The sequence below is a fragment of the Bradyrhizobium sp. BWC-3-1 genome (genome assembly GCF_032917965.1).
In the GTDB taxonomy this organism is placed as follows: Bacteria; Pseudomonadota; Alphaproteobacteria; order Rhizobiales; family Xanthobacteraceae; genus Bradyrhizobium; species Bradyrhizobium canariense_D.
In genome coordinates, this window is record NZ_CP136625.1 from 7,041,043 (window position 1) to 7,060,341 (window position 19,299).

Sequence of the window (19,299 nt, forward strand, 5' to 3'; positions counted from 1 at the left end):
GGCACGATCGGTCATTTGGCACGATTGGTGCAGGTTTACGTTGTATCCGGGTACTCGGTTCCACCCCGCATTCGTCCGGTGTGGAGGTCGCCACTTCGTGATGCCCTACATATCCCTAAGCCGATAAGGTGGGGATAGGTTAATTCAACGAATACATGGCCTTCCTGCAAGTCTAGCATAGGGCCCACGTCTTGAGTTGAGGACGTGATGACATGACGACGCAAGCGAGCTGCATGGCAGGCTGAAGGAGCTAACGGATGGCGGAGAGTGTCGAGAAGCTCGAAGACGGGATAGTCCGTTCGGCCGAGCAGGTGTCGAGCCAGATTCGCGCGGCAAAGGATGCGATCGCGTCCGTCATCTTCGGCCAGGATCGCGTGATCGAGAACACGCTGGTCACCATCCTCTCCGGCGGCCATGCGCTGTTGATCGGTGTCCCCGGTCTGGCCAAGACCAAGCTGGTCGAGACGCTCGGCATCACCCTCGGCCTCGATGCCAAGCGCATCCAGTTCACGCCCGATCTGATGCCGTCGGACATTCTCGGCGCCGAAGTGCTGGACGAGAGCACCTCCGGCAAGCGTGCCTTCCGCTTCATCTCCGGCCCCGTGTTCGCGCAACTGCTGATGGCCGACGAGATCAACCGCGCCAGCCCGCGCACGCAGTCGGCGCTGCTGCAGGCGATGCAGGAGCAGCACATCACCGTTGCCGGCGCGCGTCACGATCTGCCGAAGCCGTTCCACGTGCTCGCCACGCAAAACCCGCTGGAGCAGGAAGGCACCTATCCGCTGCCTGAAGCCCAGCTCGACCGTTTCCTGATGGAGATCGACGTCGACTATCCCGACCGCGACGCCGAGCGCCGCATCCTGTTCGAGACCACCGGCGCCGACGAGACGCTGGCGAAGGGCTCGATGACACCTGATGCACTCATCACCGCGCAGCGACTGATCCGGCGCCTGCCGGTCGGCGATTCCGTGGTCGAGGCGATCCTGTCGCTGGTGCGCTCGGCCCGTCCGGGTCCGGACGGCGGCGACACCAGCAAGTTCATCGCCTGGGGACCGGGCCCGCGCGCCAGCCAATCGCTGATGCTCGCGGTGCGCGCTCGCGCGCTGATCGACGGCCGCCTCGCGCCCTCAATCGACGACGTGCTCGACCTCGCCGAGCCCGTGCTGAAGCACCGCATGGCGCTGACGTTCCAGGCGCGCGCCGAAGGCCGCACGATTCCGGACGTGATCCGGCAATTGAAGACACGGATCGGTTGATGGCGGCGGAGAACGGGCACACAGCAAAGGAGGTCATCGCGATCCGACGTGCCGATGGCGAAAGCCGCACGCTCGCCGCTTCGCTGCCGCGCCTGGTGCTCGAGGCCCGCCGTATCGCCGCCAACGTCATCCACGGCCTGCACGGTCGCCGTCGCGCCGGCTCCGGCGAAAATTTCTGGCAATACCGCCGTTTCGTCTCCGGCGAACCGTCGCAGAATGTCGACTGGCGGCGCTCGGCGCGCGACGATCTCCTCTATGTCCGCGAGCTCGAATGGGAAGCCTCGCATACGGTCTGGATCTGGCCCGATCGTTCGCCCTCGATGGCGTTCGCGTCAAAGCAGGCGCGTGAATCCAAGCTCGAGCGGACGCTGATCGTCGCCTTCGCGCTGGCCGAGCTGCTGGTCTCCGGCGGCGAGCGCGTCGGCATCCCCGGTTTGATGGCACCGACCGCCAGCCGCAGCGTCATCGACAAGATGGCGCAGGCGATGCTGCATGACGATGCCGACCGCTTGAGCCTGCCGCCCTCCTTTGTGCCCGCGGCGCTGGCCGAGACGATCGTGCTGTCGGACTTCTGGTCGCCGCTCTCCGAGATCAGGACCACGCTCGCCGGCCTGTCCGGCTCCGGCGCGCATGGCACGCTGGTGCAGGTCGTCGATCCCGCCGAGGAATCATTCCCCTATTCCGGCCGCGTCGAGTTCGTCGAGCCCGAGGGGTTCGGCGTGATCACCGCCGGCCGCGCCGAGAGCTGGGCGCAGGATTACATCGCCCGGCTCGCGCTGCACCGCGATCAGATCCGCGCCGAGACCAACAAGCTCGACTGGCTGTTCACGACGCATGCGACCGACCGCTCGGCCGCCGAGCTCTTGCTGTTCCTGCATGCCGGCATGCAGGTGAGCAAATCGGGCGCGCGCACCACAACGATCAAGGCGGGGCCGGCAGCATGATGGGACTGCCGCTCGCCTTCACCGAACCGCTGCTCCTGATCGGCCTCGTCAGCCTGCCGGTGCTGTGGTGGCTGTTGCGCGTGATGCCGCCGCGGCCGCGCCGGATCGAGTTTCCGCCGACGCGCCTGCTGTTCGACATCGCACCGCGCGAAGAGACCCCGTCGCGAACGCCGTGGTGGTTGACCGCATTGCGGCTGCTGGCTGCGGCACTGGTCATTTTCGCCGCCGCCGGTCCGATCTGGAATCCGCAAACAGGCGCGGCCGCCAGCAAGGCGCCGCTGATGATCATGTTCGACGACGGCTGGAGCGCGGCCTCGAACTGGGACATCCGGATCAGGGCCGCCGACGAATTGATCGCCAGCGCCGAGAACGACCGCCGTGCGATCGCGCTGGTGCCGCTGTCCGAGCCGAACCGCGATATCACCCTGATGCCGGCGGGCGCCGCGCGCGTCGCGCTGCGGCAGCTGACGCCAAAGCCGTATTCGATCGAACGCGTCGAGACCCTGACCGCAATCGATCGCTTCCTGAAAGCAACCGGCGACTGCGAGATCGCCTGGCTCTCCGACAGCGTCGATACCGGTCGCGGCGAGGAATTCGTGACTGGCCTCGGCAAGACCATCGGCGATCGCAGCCTGACCGTGTTCGAAGGCGGCACCTCCTCAGCCCTAGCCCTGGTCGCGGCCGAGAACGCCGCAGCCAGGATGACGGTGAAGGTGCTGCGCACCGACGGCGGCATCGCCATCGGCACCGTGCGCGCGCTGGACCAGAAGGCCTCGCCGATCGGCGAGGCGCGTTATTCGTTCGGCCCGCAGGACAAGGAAACCGAAGCGTCGTTCGATCTGCCGGTCGAGCTGCGCAACGACATCACGCGGCTGGAAATTGCCGGTGAGCGCTCCGCCGGCGCAGTGCAGCTGCTCGACAAGCGCTGGCGCCGCCGCGCCATCGGCATCGTCTCGGGCTCGACCAGCGAGACCGCGCAGCCGCTGCTGGCGCCGACCTTCTATCTCACCCGTGCGCTGGCGCCGTTCGCCGACGTGCGGCTTGCCGACAAGGGCTCGCCGCAGCAGGGCATCACGCAGTTCCTCGATCAGAAGCTGCCGATGATCATCCTTGCCGATGTCGGCACCATCGCCCCTGAAATCCGCGAGCGTCTCAATGCCTGGATCGACCAGGGCGGCGTGCTGGTGCGGTTCGCCGGTCCGCGGCTGGCGCAGGCCGAGGACGATCTCGTCCCGGTCAAGCTGCGCAAGGGCGGCCGGACGCTCGGCGGCAGCCTGACCTGGGAAAAGCCGCAACATCTTGCCTCCTTTGCCGCCGATGGTCCGTTTGCCGGCGTCGTGGTCCCCAAGGACGTCACCATAAGCCGCCAGGTGCTGGCCGAGCCCGACGCCGTGCTCGCCACCAAAAGCTGGGCGTCGCTGGAAGACGGCACGCCGCTGGTAACAGGCGAGCATCGCGGCAAGGGCGTCGTCAGCCTGTTCCACGTCAGCGCCGACATGCGCTGGTCGGATCTGCCGATGTCGGGCACCTTCGTCGAAATCCTGCGGCGTGTCGTCGACATGTCCGGCTATACCGCGAAGCCGGGTCCAGGCGTTGCCACCGAGGCGACCGCCGAAACGGTGGCGCCGTTGCACATCCTCAATGGCTTTGGCGCGTTCGGTCCGCCGCCGGCTGCCGCAAAGCCGCTGCCCGCGGATTATCGCGACCGCGCCACACCCGATCATCCGCCGGGCTTCTATGGTCCGGCAGAAGGACCGCTCGCCGTGAACACGCTTGCCAGCGCCGACCGTATCGCAGCCCTGAACACCACGAGCCTGCGCGCCCGGCATGCCACCTACACCAACGCCGAGCCGCAGGACTTGCGCGGTTGGCTGCTATCGACGGCGCTCGCGCTGTTCCTGATCGACGCCATCATCGTCGCGGTACTCGGCGGCGGCCTTGCCGCGCTGGTGCGCCGCCGCGCCGCGGCCGCGATGATCGTCTTTGGGCTGGTGCTCGCAGGTCTCGCCTCGTTCGTGCCGACGCCGTCGCATGCGGACAGCGCGTCCGACGAGTTCGCGATGAAGGCGGTGTCGCAGACCCGCCTCGCCTATGTCGTGACCGGGAATGCCGACGTCGATTCCATCGTCAGGGCCGGGCTATCCGGACTGACGCTGTTCCTGGCGCAGCGCACCGCGCTTGAGGCCGGCGATCCCGTCGGCATCGACCCCGCGCGCGACGAACTCGCTTTCTTCCCGCTGATCTACTGGCCGATCGTGCCGGGCGCGCCCAAGCCGTCGCGGGACGCCATCAACAAGATCGACGCCTATATGAAGCAGGGCGGCACCGTGCTGTTCGACACCCGCGACGCGGTCGAAGCCCCGCCCGGCGCGAACGGCGCCGCGCAGACCCCGGCCATGCAGACGCTCCGCGAGATCCTGTCCTCGCTCGACGTGCCCGAGCTGGAGCCGGTGCCGCGGGAGCACGTGCTGACCAAGACCTTCTATCTGTTGCGCGACTTCCCCGGCCGCTTCAGCACCGGCCAGACCTGGGTCGAGACCTTGCCGCGCGAAGACGACGAGGACAGCGCGCAGCGGCCGGCACGCGGCGGCGACGGCGTCTCGCCGATCATCATCACCTCGAACGACCTGGCCGGCGCCTGGGCCGTGCGGCCCGACGGCCAGTCCATGCTGCCGGTGATCGGCGGCGACCCCCGCCAGCGCGAATTCGCCTACCGCGCCGGCGCCAACATCGTGATGTACACGCTGACCGGCAACTACAAGGCCGACCAGGTGCACGCACCGGCCCTCATCGAACGGCTGGGGCAATGAGCATGATCCGGAAAAGTGGGAACCGGTTTTCCGAAGAGATCATGCTCACAATGAATAGAAGTACGATATGAATTACGGCATCGCATTCACGCCGCTTGTTCCCACGATCGTCCTGTGGCTCGCGCTGGCCGCGATCGCCGTCATCGCGCTCGTGCTGCTGCTGGCGCGGGCGCGCGGCGCTGCCGTGCGCGTGGCCGCGCTGGCGCTGTTCCTGCTGGCGCTCGCCAATCCCTCCTTTACCCGCGAGGACCGCGATCCCCTCACCTCGGTCGCCGCCATCGTCGTCGACAAGAGCCCGAGCCAAAATTTCGGCAATCGCAATCGCGAGGCCGCAACGGCGCAGGAAGCGCTGGTCGACAGCCTGAAGAAGATCAAGGGGCTCGAGGTCCGCGTCGTCGATGCCGGACAGGCTGACGGCGAGACCGACGGCACCAAGCTGTTCGGGGCGTTGGCCTCGGCCTTGTCGGACGTGCCGGTCGACCGCGTCGCCGGTGCGTTCCTGATCACCGACGGCCGCGTCCACGACATTCCGGCCAACGCCGCCGGGCTCGGCTTCCAGGCGCCGGTGCATGCGCTGATCACGGGGCAGAAGGACGAGCGCGACCGCCGTATTGCGGTCATCGCCGCGCCGCGCTTCGGTATCGTCGGGCAGCCCCAGACCATCACCTACCGCCTCGACGACCAGGGCGTCAGCGGCGAGCGCGCCAAGGTTACGGTCCGCAGAGACGGCGAGGTCATCAACGAGCGCACGCTTTCGAGCGGCCAGAGCGCAAGCGTCGACGTCGACATCAAGCATTCCGGGCCGAATATCGTCGAGATCGAGGCCTCGCCGCTCGAGCGGGAATTGACGCCGGTGAACAACCGCGCCGTCGTCGCCATCGACGGTGTGCGCGACAAGCTGCGCGTGCTGCTGGTCTCGGGCGAGCCGCATTCCGGCGAGCGCACCTGGCGCAATCTGCTCAAATCCGATGCCAGCGTCGATCTCGTCCACTTCACCATTCTGCGGCCGCCGGAGAAGCAGGACGGCACACCGATCAATGAATTGTCGCTGATCGCGTTTCCGACCCGCGAGCTGTTCCAGCAGAAGATCAACGAATTCCAGCTGATCATCTTTGACCGCTATGCCCGCCAAGGCGTGCTGCCGATCGCCTATTTCGACAACATCGCACGCTACGTGCGTTCCGGCGGCGCGGTGCTGGTCTCGGCCGGCCCCGACTACGCGTCCAACACCAGCATCTGGCGCACGCCGCTGGATTCGGTGCTGCCGGCCGAACCGGTCGGGGTGACGGAAAAACCGTTCTACGCCCATCTGTCCGACGTCGGCAAACGCCATCCCGTCACGCGTGGCCTCGAGGGCTCCGCCTCCGAGCCGCCGCGCTGGAGCCGGTTCTTCCGCACCGTCGATACCCGCAATGCGGTCAACCCGCCGGTCATGACGGGCGTCGACGGCAAGCCGCTGCTGTTCCTGTCGCGTTTCGGCGAGGGCCGCGTCGCACTTCTGCTCTCCGACCACATCTGGCTGTGGGCGCGCGGCTATGAAGGTGGCGGCCCGCATCTCGATCTGTTGCGGCGGATGTCGCACTGGCTGATGAAGCAACCTGATCTGGACGAGGAAGCGTTGCGCCTGCAGGTGCAGGGCAAGAATCTCGTGGTGGTGCGCCAGACCATGGCGGACAGCGTTCAGCCGGTGAGTGTGACCTCGCCGTCGGGCGTGTCGCGCGACCTGACGCTTGCAGCGGGCGATCCCGGCGAATGGCGCGCCAGCCTGCCGGCGAGCGAGCTCGGCCTGTGGCAGGCCACCGACGGCACGCTGAAGGCGCTGATCAATGTCGGCCCGACCAATCCGAAGGAGTTTTCGGAAGTCACCTCCACCACCGAGACGTTGAAGCCGCTGACCCAGGCGACCGGCGGTGACGCCGTGCGCGTGGTCGACGGCGCCAGCGTCGAGCTGCCGCGCATCCTGCCGGTCCGCTCGGCGAGCGTCTTCCATGGCGACGGCTGGATGGGCGTGCGGATGCGCGACGCCAGCGTGGTGAAGGGCGTCGGCGTGCTGCCGATCTTCGCTGGCGTGATCGGGTTGCTGCTGCTGCTCGGAGCATTCGCCGCGACCTGGCTGCGCGAAGGGCGGTAGGCGGCTTACTCGCCTCCGTTCGCTTCCCCTTAGTCAGATAAAATCCCCATCCTCCCTTCTTCGCCGGAAGCTCCATAGCACCTTCGCCCCCGAACTCGGTCGAATGTAGCGCGTTGTGAAATCTGGGGCCGGTTCTTCCTCGGCGCTGGGCAGGCGCGTCCCTGTCCAGGCATCGCTCCCCGCGGACAAGAGCAGTTCTCGACGGAGCCTTCGCAGCACCCAAACCGCGCGAGCGCTCAGTGAGAAGCGGAGTTACTCGACCATGACAGACCGACTTCAACCGATCAGTTCTGAAGCCGAACTATCGCTCGACCAGCGCACGTTCAGCTCGCCTCGTCAGACAACGCGCTACATCGAGTGCGGGCCGGCCGACGGACCGTTGATGATCTTCGTCCATGGCTGGCCGAGCATCAGTTTGATGTGGCGCGCGCAGATGGAAGCGTTTGCCGCCGACGGTTGGCACTGCGTCGCTCCCGATCTGCGCGGCTACGGCGGCTCTTCCACGCCCGCAGCCAACGACGCCTATACCATCGAGGAAATCGTGACGGACATGGCCGAACTCCATGATGACTTGGGCGGCAAGCCTGCGATCTGGGTTGGCCACGACTGGGGCTGTGTTGTGGTCGGTGAGTTGGTCGCGCATCAGCCAAAGCGCAGCCGCGGAGTCGTGCTGACCTCGCTGGCGTATCAACCCGACGGGCACGCCCTGCGCACAGTCGTCCCGCTGGTCGACCGGACGATTTATCCGGTCGACCAATATCCGGATGGCCAATGGGATTACTACCGTTACTACAACACGCACTTCGTGGCGGCAGTCGCCGACCTCGATGCAGACTTGGCAGCATCGCTGGCGTCGATCTTTCGGCCAGGCGACCCCGCCGGCATCGGCAAGGTTTCGCCGAATGCGATGGTCACGCGCAATGGAGGGCGCTTTGGCGCCGCGCACCGCGCTCCGCCGACTGAGCCCGATCCGGCTCTCTGGCCGCCGGCGGACTTCGACGTGCTGGTGCAGACGTTCAAGGCTCATGGCTTCCGCCCATCCTGCGCGTGGTACATGAACGACGACGCCAACATCGCCTATGCGCGCAAGGCACTCAATGGCGGCCGCCTGTCGCAGCCGGTGCTGTTCGTTAACGGCGACTTTGATCAGATCTGCAGCATCACCGGAAATCGCCAAGGTGACCCGATGCGCGCCACCTGCCCGGACCTGACCGTAACGAGCATGCCCGCAGGGCATTGGCTGCCGCTGGAGCGCAAGGCAGAACACATCGAGGCCATCCGCACCTGGCTCCGGAGCAAAAAGCTCTGATGCCACCTGCTCGCGCTGACACTGAGTCCAATCGCCGTCCGCGTAAGCCGTTTGACAGGTCCTCAGCCTAGGCTTTCAGTTGCCTGCACGACACGGCAAGGAGCCGGCCCGCTCGGGTCGGCTCGACAGCGGTTGACATCCGCTGACGGATTGCGCGATGTTACATTATAACATCGCGGGATCAGGGGATGATACCTCGCGATGTGGGGTGGCGTTTCCAGATGAAGTGGTTCCGGTCGAATATCAGGCACGGCGCCCGGCTCGCGATCTTCGCGATGCTGGTGCAGTTCGCGCTGACGTTCGGCCACAGCCATTGGTTCGCCCAGGCGGCTCCCCTCGCCCAGTCCTCGCTGCAGCAGACCGACGGCGCCCAAGCTCCCGCTTCGATCGACCGTTCCGCGGTCGAGAGGCAATCGCCATTGGCTCCCGACAGGGAGCAACCGGGCGAGGACAATTGCGCGATCTGCGCATTGGTCGCGATGGCGGGCACCGTCTTGTTCGCGGCGCCGCCTGTGTTGCTGCTGCCGCAGGCGATCGACCTGCTCTACCGCACCACCGACGCCGAATTCGTCCACCTGAAATCGGCCGGTACGGCATTCCAGCCCCGCGCCCCTCCCGCGTCCTGACTTCCACAACGCTTGATCACGCCCGGGCTCGCCGCTTTCAGGCGCATTCCCGGGAGCAGCTGAAGTCGAATTCCGTCGCGCAGCGACGGCAGGCCGCCTCCGATCAGCAGACGAACATGCGGACGGCGCCTGACTGGAATCAGGACCATGTCATTCAAATTGCGGCGCGCGCAGCGCCTTGGCGGAGCAAGCCTGCTCCTGCTCGGCGCCGCCACCTCGGCGCTGGCCGAGGATAAGTCATCGACCGAGATCCCCGCCGTCACCGTGACGGCTCCGAGCCCCATCGTGCGCAGGGCGGTGGTGCCGACCCGCAACCCCGGTCGTTCCACCCGAACCGCGCGGGCACGCAGCCACCAACGCGCTGCGGACGCCACGCCGGCAACCTCCACGCCGGCCGCACCTCAGCAGGGCGTGCTGCCCATCGTGACCAACCAGTTCGCGACGGTCACGGTGGTGCCGAACGAAGAGATCCGCCGCGAGGGCGGCGGCCAGCTCGGCGACCTTCTGTTCTCGAAACCCGGCATCACCGGATCGAGCTTCGCGCCCGGCGCCTCCAGCCGGCCGATCATCCGGGGACTTGACGTCAACCGCGTCGGCATCGTCGAGAACGGCACCAATGCCGGCGGCGCCTCCGATCTCGGCGAGGATCACTTCGTTCCAATCGATCCGCTCGCGACCAACCAGGTCGAGGTGGTACGCGGGCCGGCTGCGCTGCGCTATGGCTCGACCTCGATCGGCGGCGTCGTCAGCGCCACCAACAACCGGATTCCGGATGCGCTGCCGAACTGCGGTGCCCAGCCGTTCCAGAGCTTCGGCCTGCCGGTCAAGGCGCCGCTCGCAGCGGCCGCGACTTCGCCTTGCGTCAGCGCCGAGACGCGCAGCGCGTTCAGTTCGGTCGACCGCGGCGTCGAAAGCGGCGTGCTGCTCGACACCGGCGGCGGCAATTTTGCCTTCCATGCCGACGTCTACGGCCGCAACACCACCGACTATAGCATCCCGAGCTACCCGTACCTGAATGACCAGACCCGGTCCGTCGCCAACGGACGCCAGCCCAACTCGGCGACGCGCTCGGACGGCGCCTCGATCGGCGGCTCCTACTTCTTCCAGGGCGGCTATATCGGTGCGGCGATCACGCAGAACGACGCGCTCTACCACATCCCCGGCGTCGACGGCGCCGACCACAACACGCGGATCGACGGCCATCAGACCAAGATCAACGTCAAGGGGGAGTACCATCCCGACGCTACGGCCATCGATGTCGTTCGCTTCTGGGCCGGCGCGACCGACTACCGACACAACGAGATCGGGCTTGCCGATCCCGCCGATCCCAACACCGACGGCGTGCGGCAAACCTTCACCAACAAGGAGCAGGAGATCCGCACCGAGGTGCAGCTGATGCCGTTCAACGCGCGCTTCGCCGAGGTAACGACGGCGCTGGGCTTCCAGGTCGGCCATCAGGAATTGAGCGCGCCGAGCCCGGACAATCCGGGCACGCTGTTTAACGGCCTGTGGGACCCGAACAACAGCACGCGCGTTGCGGGCTATGCTTTCAACGAGTTCAAGTTCACGGAAGCGACGCGGGCGCAGATCGCCGGCCGCATCGAGCATGTCGAGCTGCACGGCACGACGCCGGATTTTCCCGCGGACTTCCTGCCCGACGGCACGCCGCAGGCGGGCATCGGCCGTAATCCGTCCTTCACGCCGAAGAGCGGCAGCATCGGCCTGTTGCAGGACCTGCCAGGCGGCATGGTCGGGAGCATCACCGCGCAATATGTCGAGCGCGCGCCGAAGGCCGCCGAGCTGTTCTCGCGCGGCGCACATGATGCGACCGCGACCTTCGACATCGGCAACCCCAACCTCACCATCGAGACCGCGAAATCCGTGGAGGTCGGCCTTCGCAAGGCGACGGGGCCGTTCCGCTTCGAGGCGACGGTCTATTACACGCACTTCAACAACTTCATCTATCGCCGTCTCACCGGCGTGATGTGCGACGACGATTTTGCCTCGTGCGGCACGCCCGGCGCGGAGGTGAACCAGGCGGTCTATTCGCAACGGGACGCGAACTTCCGCGGCGGCGAATTCCAGTCGCAACTCGACGTCGGTGCATTCCAGGGCGGCATCTGGGGCATCGAAAACCAGTTCGACGTGGTCCGTGCCACCTTCACCGACGGCACCAACGTGCCGCGCATTCCGCCGGTGAGACTGGGCGGCGGCGTGTTCTGGCGCGACGACAACTGGCTGATGCGCGTTAATCTGTTGCACGCCTTCGCTCAGAACAACGTCGCGGTGATCGCGGAGACGCCGACGCCGGGCTACAATCTCTTGAAGGCCGAGGTGAGCTACAAGACCAAGCTCAACCCGAATGCATTCGGCGCGCGCGAGATGCTGCTCGGCCTCGTCGGCAACAATCTGTTGAACGAAAACATCCGCAACTCGGTGTCCTACACCAAGGACGAGGTGTTGATGCCCGGCATCGGGGTACGGGCGTTCGCGAACTTCAAGTTCTGAAAGCGCGATTGCTAGCCGGACTTCATCGTGCTGTGGCTGAGGCGGCCGCTTCGGGGGCCCCCTCTGATGCCTCCTGAAACAGCACGGCAAACAGCAGGGTCCATAATACCAGGAGAGAAATAGGGATCGTGTAGTACGGTGTCGCGATCGGATAGGTGAAGAAGAAGGCGAGGTTGAGCGCCAGATTGGCGATCGTGAGCAGCGCGACGCGGCGAATGCCGTTCGCCTGCCGCAACAGCCAGATCGAGCCTGCGATTCCGATGACGATCAGCAAGGTCTGGAGCGGATCGGCCAGATAGTCCCGGACCACCGCGAACGAAAAATCCAGTGGCCTGACATCGGGATTGTTGCCGTAGGTCGATGCGAACGGACTGCCGGCGTTGACGGCGTAAGAGACGATGGTCGGGATCACGCCGGCCAGCAACGCGACGCCGAACACAAGCCCCTGCAAGAACCGGGACATCGTCCGCTTCGCAAGAAACGCGACGAGGAGAAAGAGACCATAGCCCGACGCCAGGAAAAGGTTGGCCAATCGAAAGTCGACGGTCAATCCGAGCAGGAAACCGATTGGCGCCAGCAGCCAGATATTCGGTTGAGATCGCGGGCCCGCCAGCCATCGCGCCGTGAGACATCCTGCGAGCGCGCACACGACGACCGTCGGGGCCATCGAATAGCTCGCCTTGACCGGATTGACCATCAGGTAGATCGCAAGACAGCCGAACGTCCCGGCCATCAGGACCAACCTCATGCTGCGCGCGAGAGAAAGCGCAAACAGCGCAAAGCCCAGGACGACAATGGTCGCCAGCATGTACATGGGCGCGACCTGGTGCCCTGGCGGAAACAACGCCAACACGAGGCCGACGCCCGGCGGGTATTGAATGACGACCTTCCCCGTGGCCGGCATCAGATTGTGACATGGCGCCGCGGTCGTATCGTTCCAGTCGGGGTAGCCGATCTCCTTCAGCTTTGCTTTCTGATAGCCATCGTCGTCGCGGGTGAGGCTGGTGTCGAATCCCTCCACCAGCCCGAATCTCTGGAACAGATGCGCCTGCCGCAGGTAGCAGATGTCGTCATAGACGCCGCGCGCCTCGTTCCATCGCATCATGGTCCAGAAATGGCCGACCAGCACCGCGAGAAACAACACGACGAAGAAGGCTTTGCTGGTGTGGATCTTCTTCATCGGGATCATGCTGGGGCGGGAGGCGCTGCTTCAGCGGAATGCAAGATAGAGATTGGACGATAGCGGGCCGAGCGACAAACCGGTGTAGCCCACAGCCGCGGACATGGGGTTGGACGACTTGGCACTCGCAGACTCGGCAACCAGCGCGGCGAGCCCCAGCAGCCGTTTTCGCGTCATCAGGATCAGATTCTGCTCGTCGGTCCATTCCGACTTGCCGGCGATCATGCAGGCGATCCTGAAGGTGCCGTCCAGATAGTGCGCCAGCGGGATGGCCGTGTGGTGCTCGACCGGAAAGAACCTGTTGGGCACCGTGATGAAGACCCGCCGCGCGACGCGGCCAAGCTCCTCGACCAGGAGCACCTGGTTTTCATGGCTGCCGGCATGCTCGAGCACGGCATTGGACGTCGCGACGTCGAACGCATTGTCGTCAAACGGCAGCCGTGTATTCGGTTCGATCTGCACGTAACGGCAAAGCGGAAAAGCCGCCTTGAACCCGATACCTTCGCCGAGCCCGCAAGCTGTGATCTTGTGCTGATGCGGGTAGCTTCGCTCCAGCACGTTGGCGCCGTCGTTGATCACGTCGGACACGCCGACATCCAGGATCTCGTCCGCCGCGCGCGGCTGCATCTGGGCGATGAAATCCTGGTATATGCGGTCGCGCGCCGCGATCAGCAGCTTTTCCGCCGTGCTCCCGGATGCCACTTCCCGGTAATATTGCTGATCGACCGGCACTGCCCTACCTTCATGTGAGCTTCGAAGCGAGGGCGCGTCAGGTTCGCGACTTGCTCCAGTCGGGACCGACCGGCCCCGATACGCCTTCGAACGCGCGCTCGACCAGCTCGATGACGAGGAGCCGGCTGTAATCGACCGGGCCCGGCATGGTGACGCGTCCCTTGGGGACTTGCTTGAAGCCGACGCGGCTGTAATAGGGTTCGTCGCCGACCAGCAGCACCAGCCGATGGCCCTGCGCCTTGGCATCGGTCAGCGCGCGCTCGAGCAGCAGCCGGCCGACGCCGCGGCTGCGGAACGGAGGCTCGACCGTCAGAGGACCGAGCAGCAACGCCGGCGTGTCGCCCACGCAAATCGGCAATTGCCGGACGGATCCGACCAGCAACGTACCGACGCGGGCGGTGAAGGATAGATCGAGCACATGGTCCACGTGCTCGCGGATGCGGTACGCGCTGAGCACGAAGCGGCCCGGTCCGAAGGTGCGTTCGTGCAGCCGCTCGATCGCCTGAGCATCGCCGACGGCTTCTGACCGGATGGTGAGGGAAAGATCGTTCATCGCGTCGGCGGGATATCACCTTGGAGGGCAGCGGTCTATACGATTGCGCCCGGCCCCCGAGGCATTTCAGCTCCTCCCGAGCGGTGGTTGGGACAGGTAGGCGAGCATCTTCATTTCCCGCCGCCCACGCGTCACGGTGTCGAGCACGAGCCCCGACGAAGCCGAAAGCAGCGCCATGATCATCAGGCCCATGGAGAGGACGGCGGTCGGCAGGCGCGGTACCAGGCCGGTTTCGAGGAAGGTGATCACCACGGGCAATCCGAAAGCGATCGACAGCAGCGCGAAGAGGATGCCGATCGCCGAAAAGAAGCGCAGCGGCCGCTCCAACCGGTTGAGCTTCAGCATCGTGTTGAAGATGCGCAACCCATCCTGCCAGGTATTGAGCTTGGAGAAGGAGCCTTCCGGGCGCGCATAATAGGGCGTCTCGACCTCGGCGACCGGCAGCGACAATTCCAGCGCATAGACCGCGAACTCGGTCTCGATCTCGAAACCGCCGGACAGGACGGGAAAGGATTTGACGAAGCGGCGCGAGAACACGCGGTAACCGGACAAGATGTCCTTGAAGGTGTGGCCGAAGGTCGATGCCAGGAAACCGGTGAACAGCCGATTGCCGATGCGATGACCGCGCCGGTAGGCCGCTTGCGATTGATCGACACGCAAGCCGACAACCATATCCAGATGCTCGTCGAGGAGCTGGTCGATCATGCGCGACGCGCTCGGCGCGTCGTAGGTCGCATCGCCATCGACGAGCACGTAGATGTCGGCTTCGATGTCTGCGAACATGCGGCGAACGACGTGGCCTTTGCCCTGGCGCCGTTCGCTGCGCACGATCGCTCCCGCCTCGCGCGCGATTGCCGCGGTGCGGTCGGTCGAATTGTTGTCGTAAACGTAGACCTCAGCCGCAGGCAGGGCCTTGCGGAAATCGGCGATGACCGTCGCGACGGCGGCTTCCTCATTGTAGCAGGGCACCAGCACGGCGACCCGAAATGGCCATGACCTCGTCGATTCAGACAATCTTCATCCCTCGTCCATGCGCCGACACCGCTGGCGCGGCGATCTACTAGCACGGGCAGCCATCATCGCCACGTCGCAATCCGCGGCCTGCCGTCCAGCACTTCGGCGATCCGCAGCCGCGTGCCCGGCGTGGTCCCTTCGGGCAGCGCAGTGACCGCGAAGAATCCGCACTCCGCGATCTCGCGGTTGGGCGCGGGCAGGCGATCCTGCTTGAACTGCCTGACGACGTAGACCGCGACATGGTCGCGGCGGGAGACGTGGCTGTTGAGGAAGATGCCGTGCAGCACGGCGTCGCCGGTGAGATCGATATCCCCCTCCTCCTTGAGCTCGCGGCGCATCGCGTGCTCCATGGTCTCGCCGAGATCGACGCCGCCGCCGGGCAGATACCAGCCCGTGACGTAGCTGTGCCTGACCAGGAACACCCTGGTGTCGGCATCCACCACCACGGCGCGGACGCCGAGCGTCATCCCGCGGACCAGCAGGAAATAGGCGTGGAAGATTCGCCGCAGCAGCGGCTCGAATTTCCGTCGGACGCTGTTCAGACGTTCCCCCATCGGGCTCCCTTGATGCCCCGCTTGCACCTAGCCTGCGACCTTGCCATTACAGCGGACGAATAGCGAGGCAATCGCCCCCCATGGCTCCCTTCACGCTCGCCCATCTGTCCGACCCGCATCTGCCGCCGCTGCCGAAGCCCCGGCTGATCGAGCTCGCCGGCAAGCGCGCGTTCGGCTATGTCAACTGGACGCGCAACCGTCACAAATACCAGCGCCGCGAGGTGCTCGACGCCCTTGTCGCCGACGTGAAGGCGCAAGGTCCCGACCACATCGCGGTCACAGGCGATCTCGTCAATCTGGCGCTGGAGGCGGAGTTCGCGCCGGCGCGCGCCTGGCTCGACGGCGTCGGTCCGCCCGACCGCGTCACCACGATTCCCGGCAATCACGACGCTTATGTCCGCGCTACCTTTCATCGCTTCGGCGAAACCTTCGCGCCCTATCTTGCGGGCGACGATGGCCGTATCGGCTTTCCGAGCCTGCGCCGGCGCGGGCCGCTCGCACTGATCAGCCTGTCCACGGCGGTGCCCACCTTGCCGTTGATGGCGACAGGCGCGCTCGGACGCGAACAGCTCGCGGCGCTCGAAGAGGTGCTCGAGCGGCTCGCAACCGAGGACGTCTTTCGCGTGCTGCTGGTGCATCATCCCCTGAAGTCCGGCGCGCGCCACAAGCGCATGACTGACTCCGCCGGGCTGCTGACGCTTTTGAAACGCCACGGCGTCGAGTTGATCCTGCATGGACACGACCACATTCATTCGACGATGTGGTTCGAGGGACCCAACGGCAATATTCCGGCCCTCGGCGTGCCGTCGGCCTCCGCGCTCGCGCACGGCCGCACCCCGGCTGCGGCCTACAATCTGTTCACGATCGAGAAGGACAACGCCGGCTGGCGTTGCGAGCAGACGGTGCGGAGCCTGGGGGCTGGACTTCAGATCGGACAGATCAAGCATGTGAGATTGATTTGAGGCCGCCCGTCATTGCTCGCAATGACGACGGCGAACGTCTCACCAGCTCCGCAGGGCCGCGAGCACGGCAACACCGAACAGCGCGGCGGCGCCGAGCACAAATCCGAACACGAACGGCCAGACGCGCGAGCGGCGCCGCGGCGGCGCTAGCTCGGGCTTCGGCTCGGGCGGGACCACCATCGCATGCTCGCGTTCGATCATGCGGCGGGCGACATAATCAGTCACGGCCTCGACGATGACAGCGGTGTCGTGCGATTCGGCGAGCACGATGCGGCCGAAGCGGGTGTCCTGCACGAAGCGGTACATTCGCTTGTCACGCCCCATCAAGATATGCGCGACGACGTCGATCCAGAGCCTGGGCGTGTCGCCCTGGCTGATGCCACGGTCGAACAGGTCGATCTGATCGGGCACCTGCGCGAACAGGGGATCGAGCGAATCGTTGAGGATCTCGAGCCGCGCCACCTCGGCATCGCGCAAATCGACGACGACGCCGGTCCGGTCGGCGGCCTCGATCCGCGCGCGCAACAGCGCATCGCGCAGCCGCACCGGGCGCGGCTGGCCGGGATGGATCCCGCTGGTCTCGGGCTCTGACATTGGCGGCCTCGTCCTCACTTGGCCGGATTAACCTATCAGCAACCAAAGTGTCCGCAAAGGGCCTACAATTCCAGTGACTTACGACGCCCACAAATCTTTCACCTGTGCCAAAAACAGACGGTCCCACCCGGCTTGCGCCGGATGGGACCCTCCGTCCTTGGACGTCTTCTTATTCAGATTGGCATGCAAGTTCAGATTGTCACGCCGAGACCCGCGACGGCTCTTCCACGATCGAGAAGCGGACGCCCGCCTTGTGGCGGTTCTCTTCCGAGACCGAGCGCCAGGCGTCCTCGGCCTCCTTGCGGGTCTTGAACGGACCCTGCACCTGGGCCGAACCTTCCACGAGCTTGTGGAAGTTCATCGAACCGAACTCGCCGCCGATCACCCAGAAATTGCTGTTGGTCATTTCAGTCTCCTGTCGATTAGCGTGATGCGTTAGCCGAACTGGTTCATCGTGTTGTGGGCACCGCCCGCCTTCAGGGCAGCCTCGCCGGCGAAGTATTCCTTGTGGTCGTCGCCGATGTCGGAGCCGGCCATGTTCTGATGCTTGGCGCAGGCGATACCCTGACGGATCTCGGCGCGCTGGACGTTCTTGACATAGCCGAGCATGCCCTGGTCGCCGAAATATTCCTTCGCCAGATTGTCCGTCGATAGCGCCGCCGTGTGATAGGTCGGCAACGTGATCAGGTGGTGGAAGATGCCGGCACGCTTGGCCGAATCCGCCTGGAAGGTACGGATGCGCTCGTCGGCTTCCTTCCCCAGCGGCGTATCGTCGTATTCCGGCTTCATCAGCTCGGCACGATTGTACTTGCTGACGTCCTTCCCGGCTTCCTTCATGGCGTCGTAGACCTGCCAACGGAAGTTGAGGGTCCAGTTGAACGAGGGCGAGTTGTTGTAGGCCAGCTTCGCGTTCGGAACCACCTTGCGGATCCGGTCGACCATCTTGGCGATCTGCTCGATATGCGGCTTCTCGGTTTCGATCCAGAGCAGGTCGGCGCCGTTCTGCAGCGAGGTGATGCAATCCAGCACGCAGCGGTCTTCGCCGGTGCCCGGGCGGAACTGATAGAGATTGGAGGGCAGGCGCTTCGGACGCATCATCTTGCCGTTACGGTTGATGATGACGTCGCCGTTGCGGGCGTTCTCCGCGGTCACTTCCTCGCAATCCAGGAAGCTGTTGTACTGGTCGCCGAGGTCGCCGGGCTTGTGGCTGACCGCGATCTGCTGGGTCAGGCCGGCACCGAGCGAGTCGGTGCGGGTCACGACGATGCCGTCTTCGACGCCGAGTTCGAGGAAGGCGTGGCGGCAGGCCCGGATCTTGGCCAGGAACACCTCGTGCGGCACGGTGACCTTGCCGTCCTGGTGGCCGCACTGCTTTTCGTCCGAGACCTGGTTCTCGATCTGGAGCGCGCAGGCACCCGCCTCGATCATCTTCTTGGCGAGCAGATAGGTGGCCTCCGCATTGCCGAAGCCGGCGTCGATGTCGGCGATGACGGGCACGACATGGGTCTGGAAGTTATCGATCTTCTCGATCAGCTCCTTCTCTCTGGTCTTGTCGCCTTCCTTGCGGGCCTTATCGAGGTTGCGGAAGATATCGTTCAGCTCGCGCGAATCGGCCTGACGCAGGAAGGTGTAGAGCTCTTCGATCAGCGCCGGCACCGAGGTCTTCTCGTGCATCGACTGGTCCGGCAGCGGGCCGAACTCGGAGCGCAGCGCCGCGATCATCCAGCCGGACAGGTACAGATAGGTGCGATCGGTCTTGCCAAAGTGCTTCTTGACCGAGATCAGCTTCTGCTGGGCGATGAAGCCGTGCCAGCAGCCCAACGACTGCGTGTACTTGGTGGGGTCGCTGTCGTAGGCGGCCATGTCGGCCCGCATCAGCGCCGCGGTGTAGCGAGCGACGTCGAGGCCGGTCTTGAAGCGATTCTGCAGGCGCATGCGGGCGACGGCCTCGGCCGACACCCCGTTCCAGGTCGGCTGGGTCTCCAGGAGCGACCGGGCCGCCTCGACCTCACTCTGATACGAGGCAGGGGCCTGGAAGGTGCTGATGCCGCGGGGCTGGTAATTCATGCGCCTGATCCTTTCACGACGATGGCACCGCCATCGACATTCTTGACAATGCATTGCGA

16 protein-coding genes are annotated in these 19,299 nt (G+C 65.4%); 8 read left to right on the top strand and 8 right to left on the bottom strand.

Annotated features, from left to right (window positions below; genetic code table 11):
* Positions 1 to 257: 257 nt before the first annotated feature.
* The 7 genes from RX329_RS33955 to RX329_RS33985 all read left to right on the top strand — a co-directional run bounded on the left by RX329_RS33955 (position 258) and on the right by RX329_RS33985 (position 11,584).
* On the top strand, positions 258 to 1,256 hold the full coding sequence (locus RX329_RS33955) for an AAA family ATPase (protein WP_018454954.1): 999 nt from the start codon (positions 258 to 260) through the stop codon (positions 1,254 to 1,256).
* The gene (locus tag RX329_RS33960) at positions 1,256 to 2,200 is read left to right on the top strand and encodes a DUF58 domain-containing protein (RefSeq protein WP_317244911.1); all 945 of its coding nucleotides are present in this window, start codon (positions 1,256 to 1,258) and stop codon (positions 2,198 to 2,200) included. The genes RX329_RS33955 and RX329_RS33960 overlap by 1 nt, the downstream gene beginning before the upstream one ends.
* A complete protein-coding gene (locus RX329_RS33965; protein ID WP_317244912.1) occupies positions 2,197 to 5,010 on the top strand; it encodes a DUF4159 domain-containing protein in 2,814 nt (937 codons plus the stop codon). The genes RX329_RS33960 and RX329_RS33965 overlap by 4 nt, the downstream gene beginning before the upstream one ends.
* A 67-nt stretch (positions 5,011 to 5,077) precedes the next feature.
* A complete protein-coding gene (locus RX329_RS33970; RefSeq protein ID WP_317244913.1) occupies positions 5,078 to 7,141 on the top strand; it encodes a hypothetical protein in 2,064 nt (687 codons plus the stop codon).
* A gap of 262 nt (positions 7,142 to 7,403) precedes the next feature.
* The gene (locus RX329_RS33975; protein ID WP_317244914.1) at positions 7,404 to 8,450 is read left to right on the top strand and encodes an alpha/beta hydrolase; all 1,047 of its coding nucleotides are present in this window, start codon (positions 7,404 to 7,406) and stop codon (positions 8,448 to 8,450) included.
* A gap of 221 nt (positions 8,451 to 8,671) precedes the next feature.
* Positions 8,672 to 9,076 carry a DUF2946 family protein gene (locus tag RX329_RS33980; protein ID WP_018454959.1) on the top strand — a complete coding sequence of 135 codons (405 nt, stop codon included), beginning with the start codon at positions 8,672 to 8,674 and terminating at the stop codon, positions 9,074 to 9,076.
* A gap of 147 nt (positions 9,077 to 9,223) precedes the next feature.
* Positions 9,224 to 11,584, top strand: a complete 2,361-nt coding sequence (locus RX329_RS33985; RefSeq protein WP_317244915.1) for a TonB-dependent receptor — start codon at positions 9,224 to 9,226, stop codon at positions 11,582 to 11,584.
* Between the two features lie 22 nt (positions 11,585 to 11,606).
* Here RX329_RS33985 and RX329_RS33990 read toward each other — a convergent pair whose 3' ends face one another.
* The 5 genes from RX329_RS33990 to RX329_RS34010 form a co-directional block, all read right to left on the bottom strand.
* Positions 11,607 to 12,764 carry a hypothetical protein gene (locus tag RX329_RS33990; RefSeq protein ID WP_317244916.1) on the bottom strand — a complete coding sequence of 386 codons (1,158 nt, stop codon included), beginning with the start codon at positions 12,762 to 12,764 and terminating at the stop codon, positions 11,607 to 11,609.
* A gap of 30 nt (positions 12,765 to 12,794) precedes the next feature.
* Complete coding sequence (locus RX329_RS33995; RefSeq protein ID WP_317244917.1) at positions 12,795 to 13,496, bottom strand: methyltransferase domain-containing protein; 702 nt, start codon at positions 13,494 to 13,496, stop codon at positions 12,795 to 12,797.
* A 37-nt stretch (positions 13,497 to 13,533) separates the two neighbouring features.
* Positions 13,534 to 14,049 carry an N-acetyltransferase gene (locus RX329_RS34000; protein WP_317244918.1) on the bottom strand — a complete coding sequence of 172 codons (516 nt, stop codon included), beginning with the start codon at positions 14,047 to 14,049 and terminating at the stop codon, positions 13,534 to 13,536.
* Between the two features lie 66 nt (positions 14,050 to 14,115).
* Complete coding sequence (locus RX329_RS34005; protein ID WP_317244919.1) at positions 14,116 to 15,063, bottom strand: glycosyltransferase family 2 protein; 948 nt, start codon at positions 15,061 to 15,063, stop codon at positions 14,116 to 14,118.
* Between the two features lie 62 nt (positions 15,064 to 15,125).
* Entirely contained in the window at positions 15,126 to 15,617 is a 492-nt protein-coding gene (locus tag RX329_RS34010) for an NUDIX domain-containing protein (RefSeq protein WP_018454965.1), read from the bottom strand.
* Positions 15,618 to 15,697: 80 nt separating this feature from the next.
* On the opposite strand from RX329_RS34010, the gene RX329_RS34015 reads away from it, so the two are divergent.
* Positions 15,698 to 16,579 (top strand): metallophosphoesterase, encoded by an 882-nt coding sequence (locus RX329_RS34015; protein WP_317244920.1) that lies wholly within the window; start codon positions 15,698 to 15,700, stop codon positions 16,577 to 16,579.
* A 39-nt stretch (positions 16,580 to 16,618) separates the two neighbouring features.
* Here RX329_RS34015 and RX329_RS34020 read toward each other — a convergent pair whose 3' ends face one another.
* The 3 genes from RX329_RS34020 to RX329_RS34030 form a co-directional block, all read right to left on the bottom strand.
* On the bottom strand, positions 16,619 to 17,173 hold the full coding sequence (locus RX329_RS34020) for a hypothetical protein (protein WP_204513822.1): 555 nt from the start codon (positions 17,171 to 17,173) through the stop codon (positions 16,619 to 16,621).
* Positions 17,174 to 17,372: 199 nt separating this feature from the next.
* Positions 17,373 to 17,579, bottom strand: coding sequence for a hypothetical protein (locus RX329_RS34025; protein WP_007595122.1), 207 nt, complete (start codon positions 17,577 to 17,579; stop codon positions 17,373 to 17,375).
* 29 nt (positions 17,580 to 17,608) lie between these two features.
* Positions 17,609 to 19,240, bottom strand: a complete 1,632-nt coding sequence (locus RX329_RS34030; RefSeq protein ID WP_317244921.1) for an isocitrate lyase — start codon at positions 19,238 to 19,240, stop codon at positions 17,609 to 17,611.
* Between the last annotated feature and the right edge of the window lie 59 nt (positions 19,241 to 19,299).

Coding starts and splice junctions, on each gene's coding strand:
- RX329_RS33955 (WP_018454954.1), top strand. CDS start 258: ATGGCGGAGAGTGTCGAGAAGCTCGAAGACGGGATAGTCCGTTCGGCC.
- RX329_RS33960 (WP_317244911.1), top strand. CDS start 1,256: ATGGCGGCGGAGAACGGGCACACAGCAAAGGAGGTCATCGCGATCCGA.
- RX329_RS33965 (WP_317244912.1), top strand. CDS start 2,197: ATGATGGGACTGCCGCTCGCCTTCACCGAACCGCTGCTCCTGATCGGC.
- RX329_RS33970 (WP_317244913.1), top strand. CDS start 5,078: ATGAATTACGGCATCGCATTCACGCCGCTTGTTCCCACGATCGTCCTG.
- RX329_RS33975 (WP_317244914.1), top strand. CDS start 7,404: ATGACAGACCGACTTCAACCGATCAGTTCTGAAGCCGAACTATCGCTC.
- RX329_RS33980 (WP_018454959.1), top strand. CDS start 8,672: ATGAAGTGGTTCCGGTCGAATATCAGGCACGGCGCCCGGCTCGCGATC.
- RX329_RS33985 (WP_317244915.1), top strand. CDS start 9,224: ATGTCATTCAAATTGCGGCGCGCGCAGCGCCTTGGCGGAGCAAGCCTG.
- RX329_RS33990 (WP_317244916.1), bottom strand. CDS start 12,764: ATGAAGAAGATCCACACCAGCAAAGCCTTCTTCGTCGTGTTGTTTCTC.
- RX329_RS34000 (WP_317244918.1), bottom strand. CDS start 14,049: ATGAACGATCTTTCCCTCACCATCCGGTCAGAAGCCGTCGGCGATGCT.
- RX329_RS34010 (WP_018454965.1), bottom strand. CDS start 15,617: ATGGGGGAACGTCTGAACAGCGTCCGACGGAAATTCGAGCCGCTGCTG.
- RX329_RS34015 (WP_317244920.1), top strand. CDS start 15,698: ATGGCTCCCTTCACGCTCGCCCATCTGTCCGACCCGCATCTGCCGCCG.
- RX329_RS34020 (WP_204513822.1), bottom strand. CDS start 17,173: ATGTCAGAGCCCGAGACCAGCGGGATCCATCCCGGCCAGCCGCGCCCG.
- RX329_RS34025 (WP_007595122.1), bottom strand. CDS start 17,579: ATGACCAACAGCAATTTCTGGGTGATCGGCGGCGAGTTCGGTTCGATG.
- RX329_RS34030 (WP_317244921.1), bottom strand. CDS start 19,240: ATGAATTACCAGCCCCGCGGCATCAGCACCTTCCAGGCCCCTGCCTCG.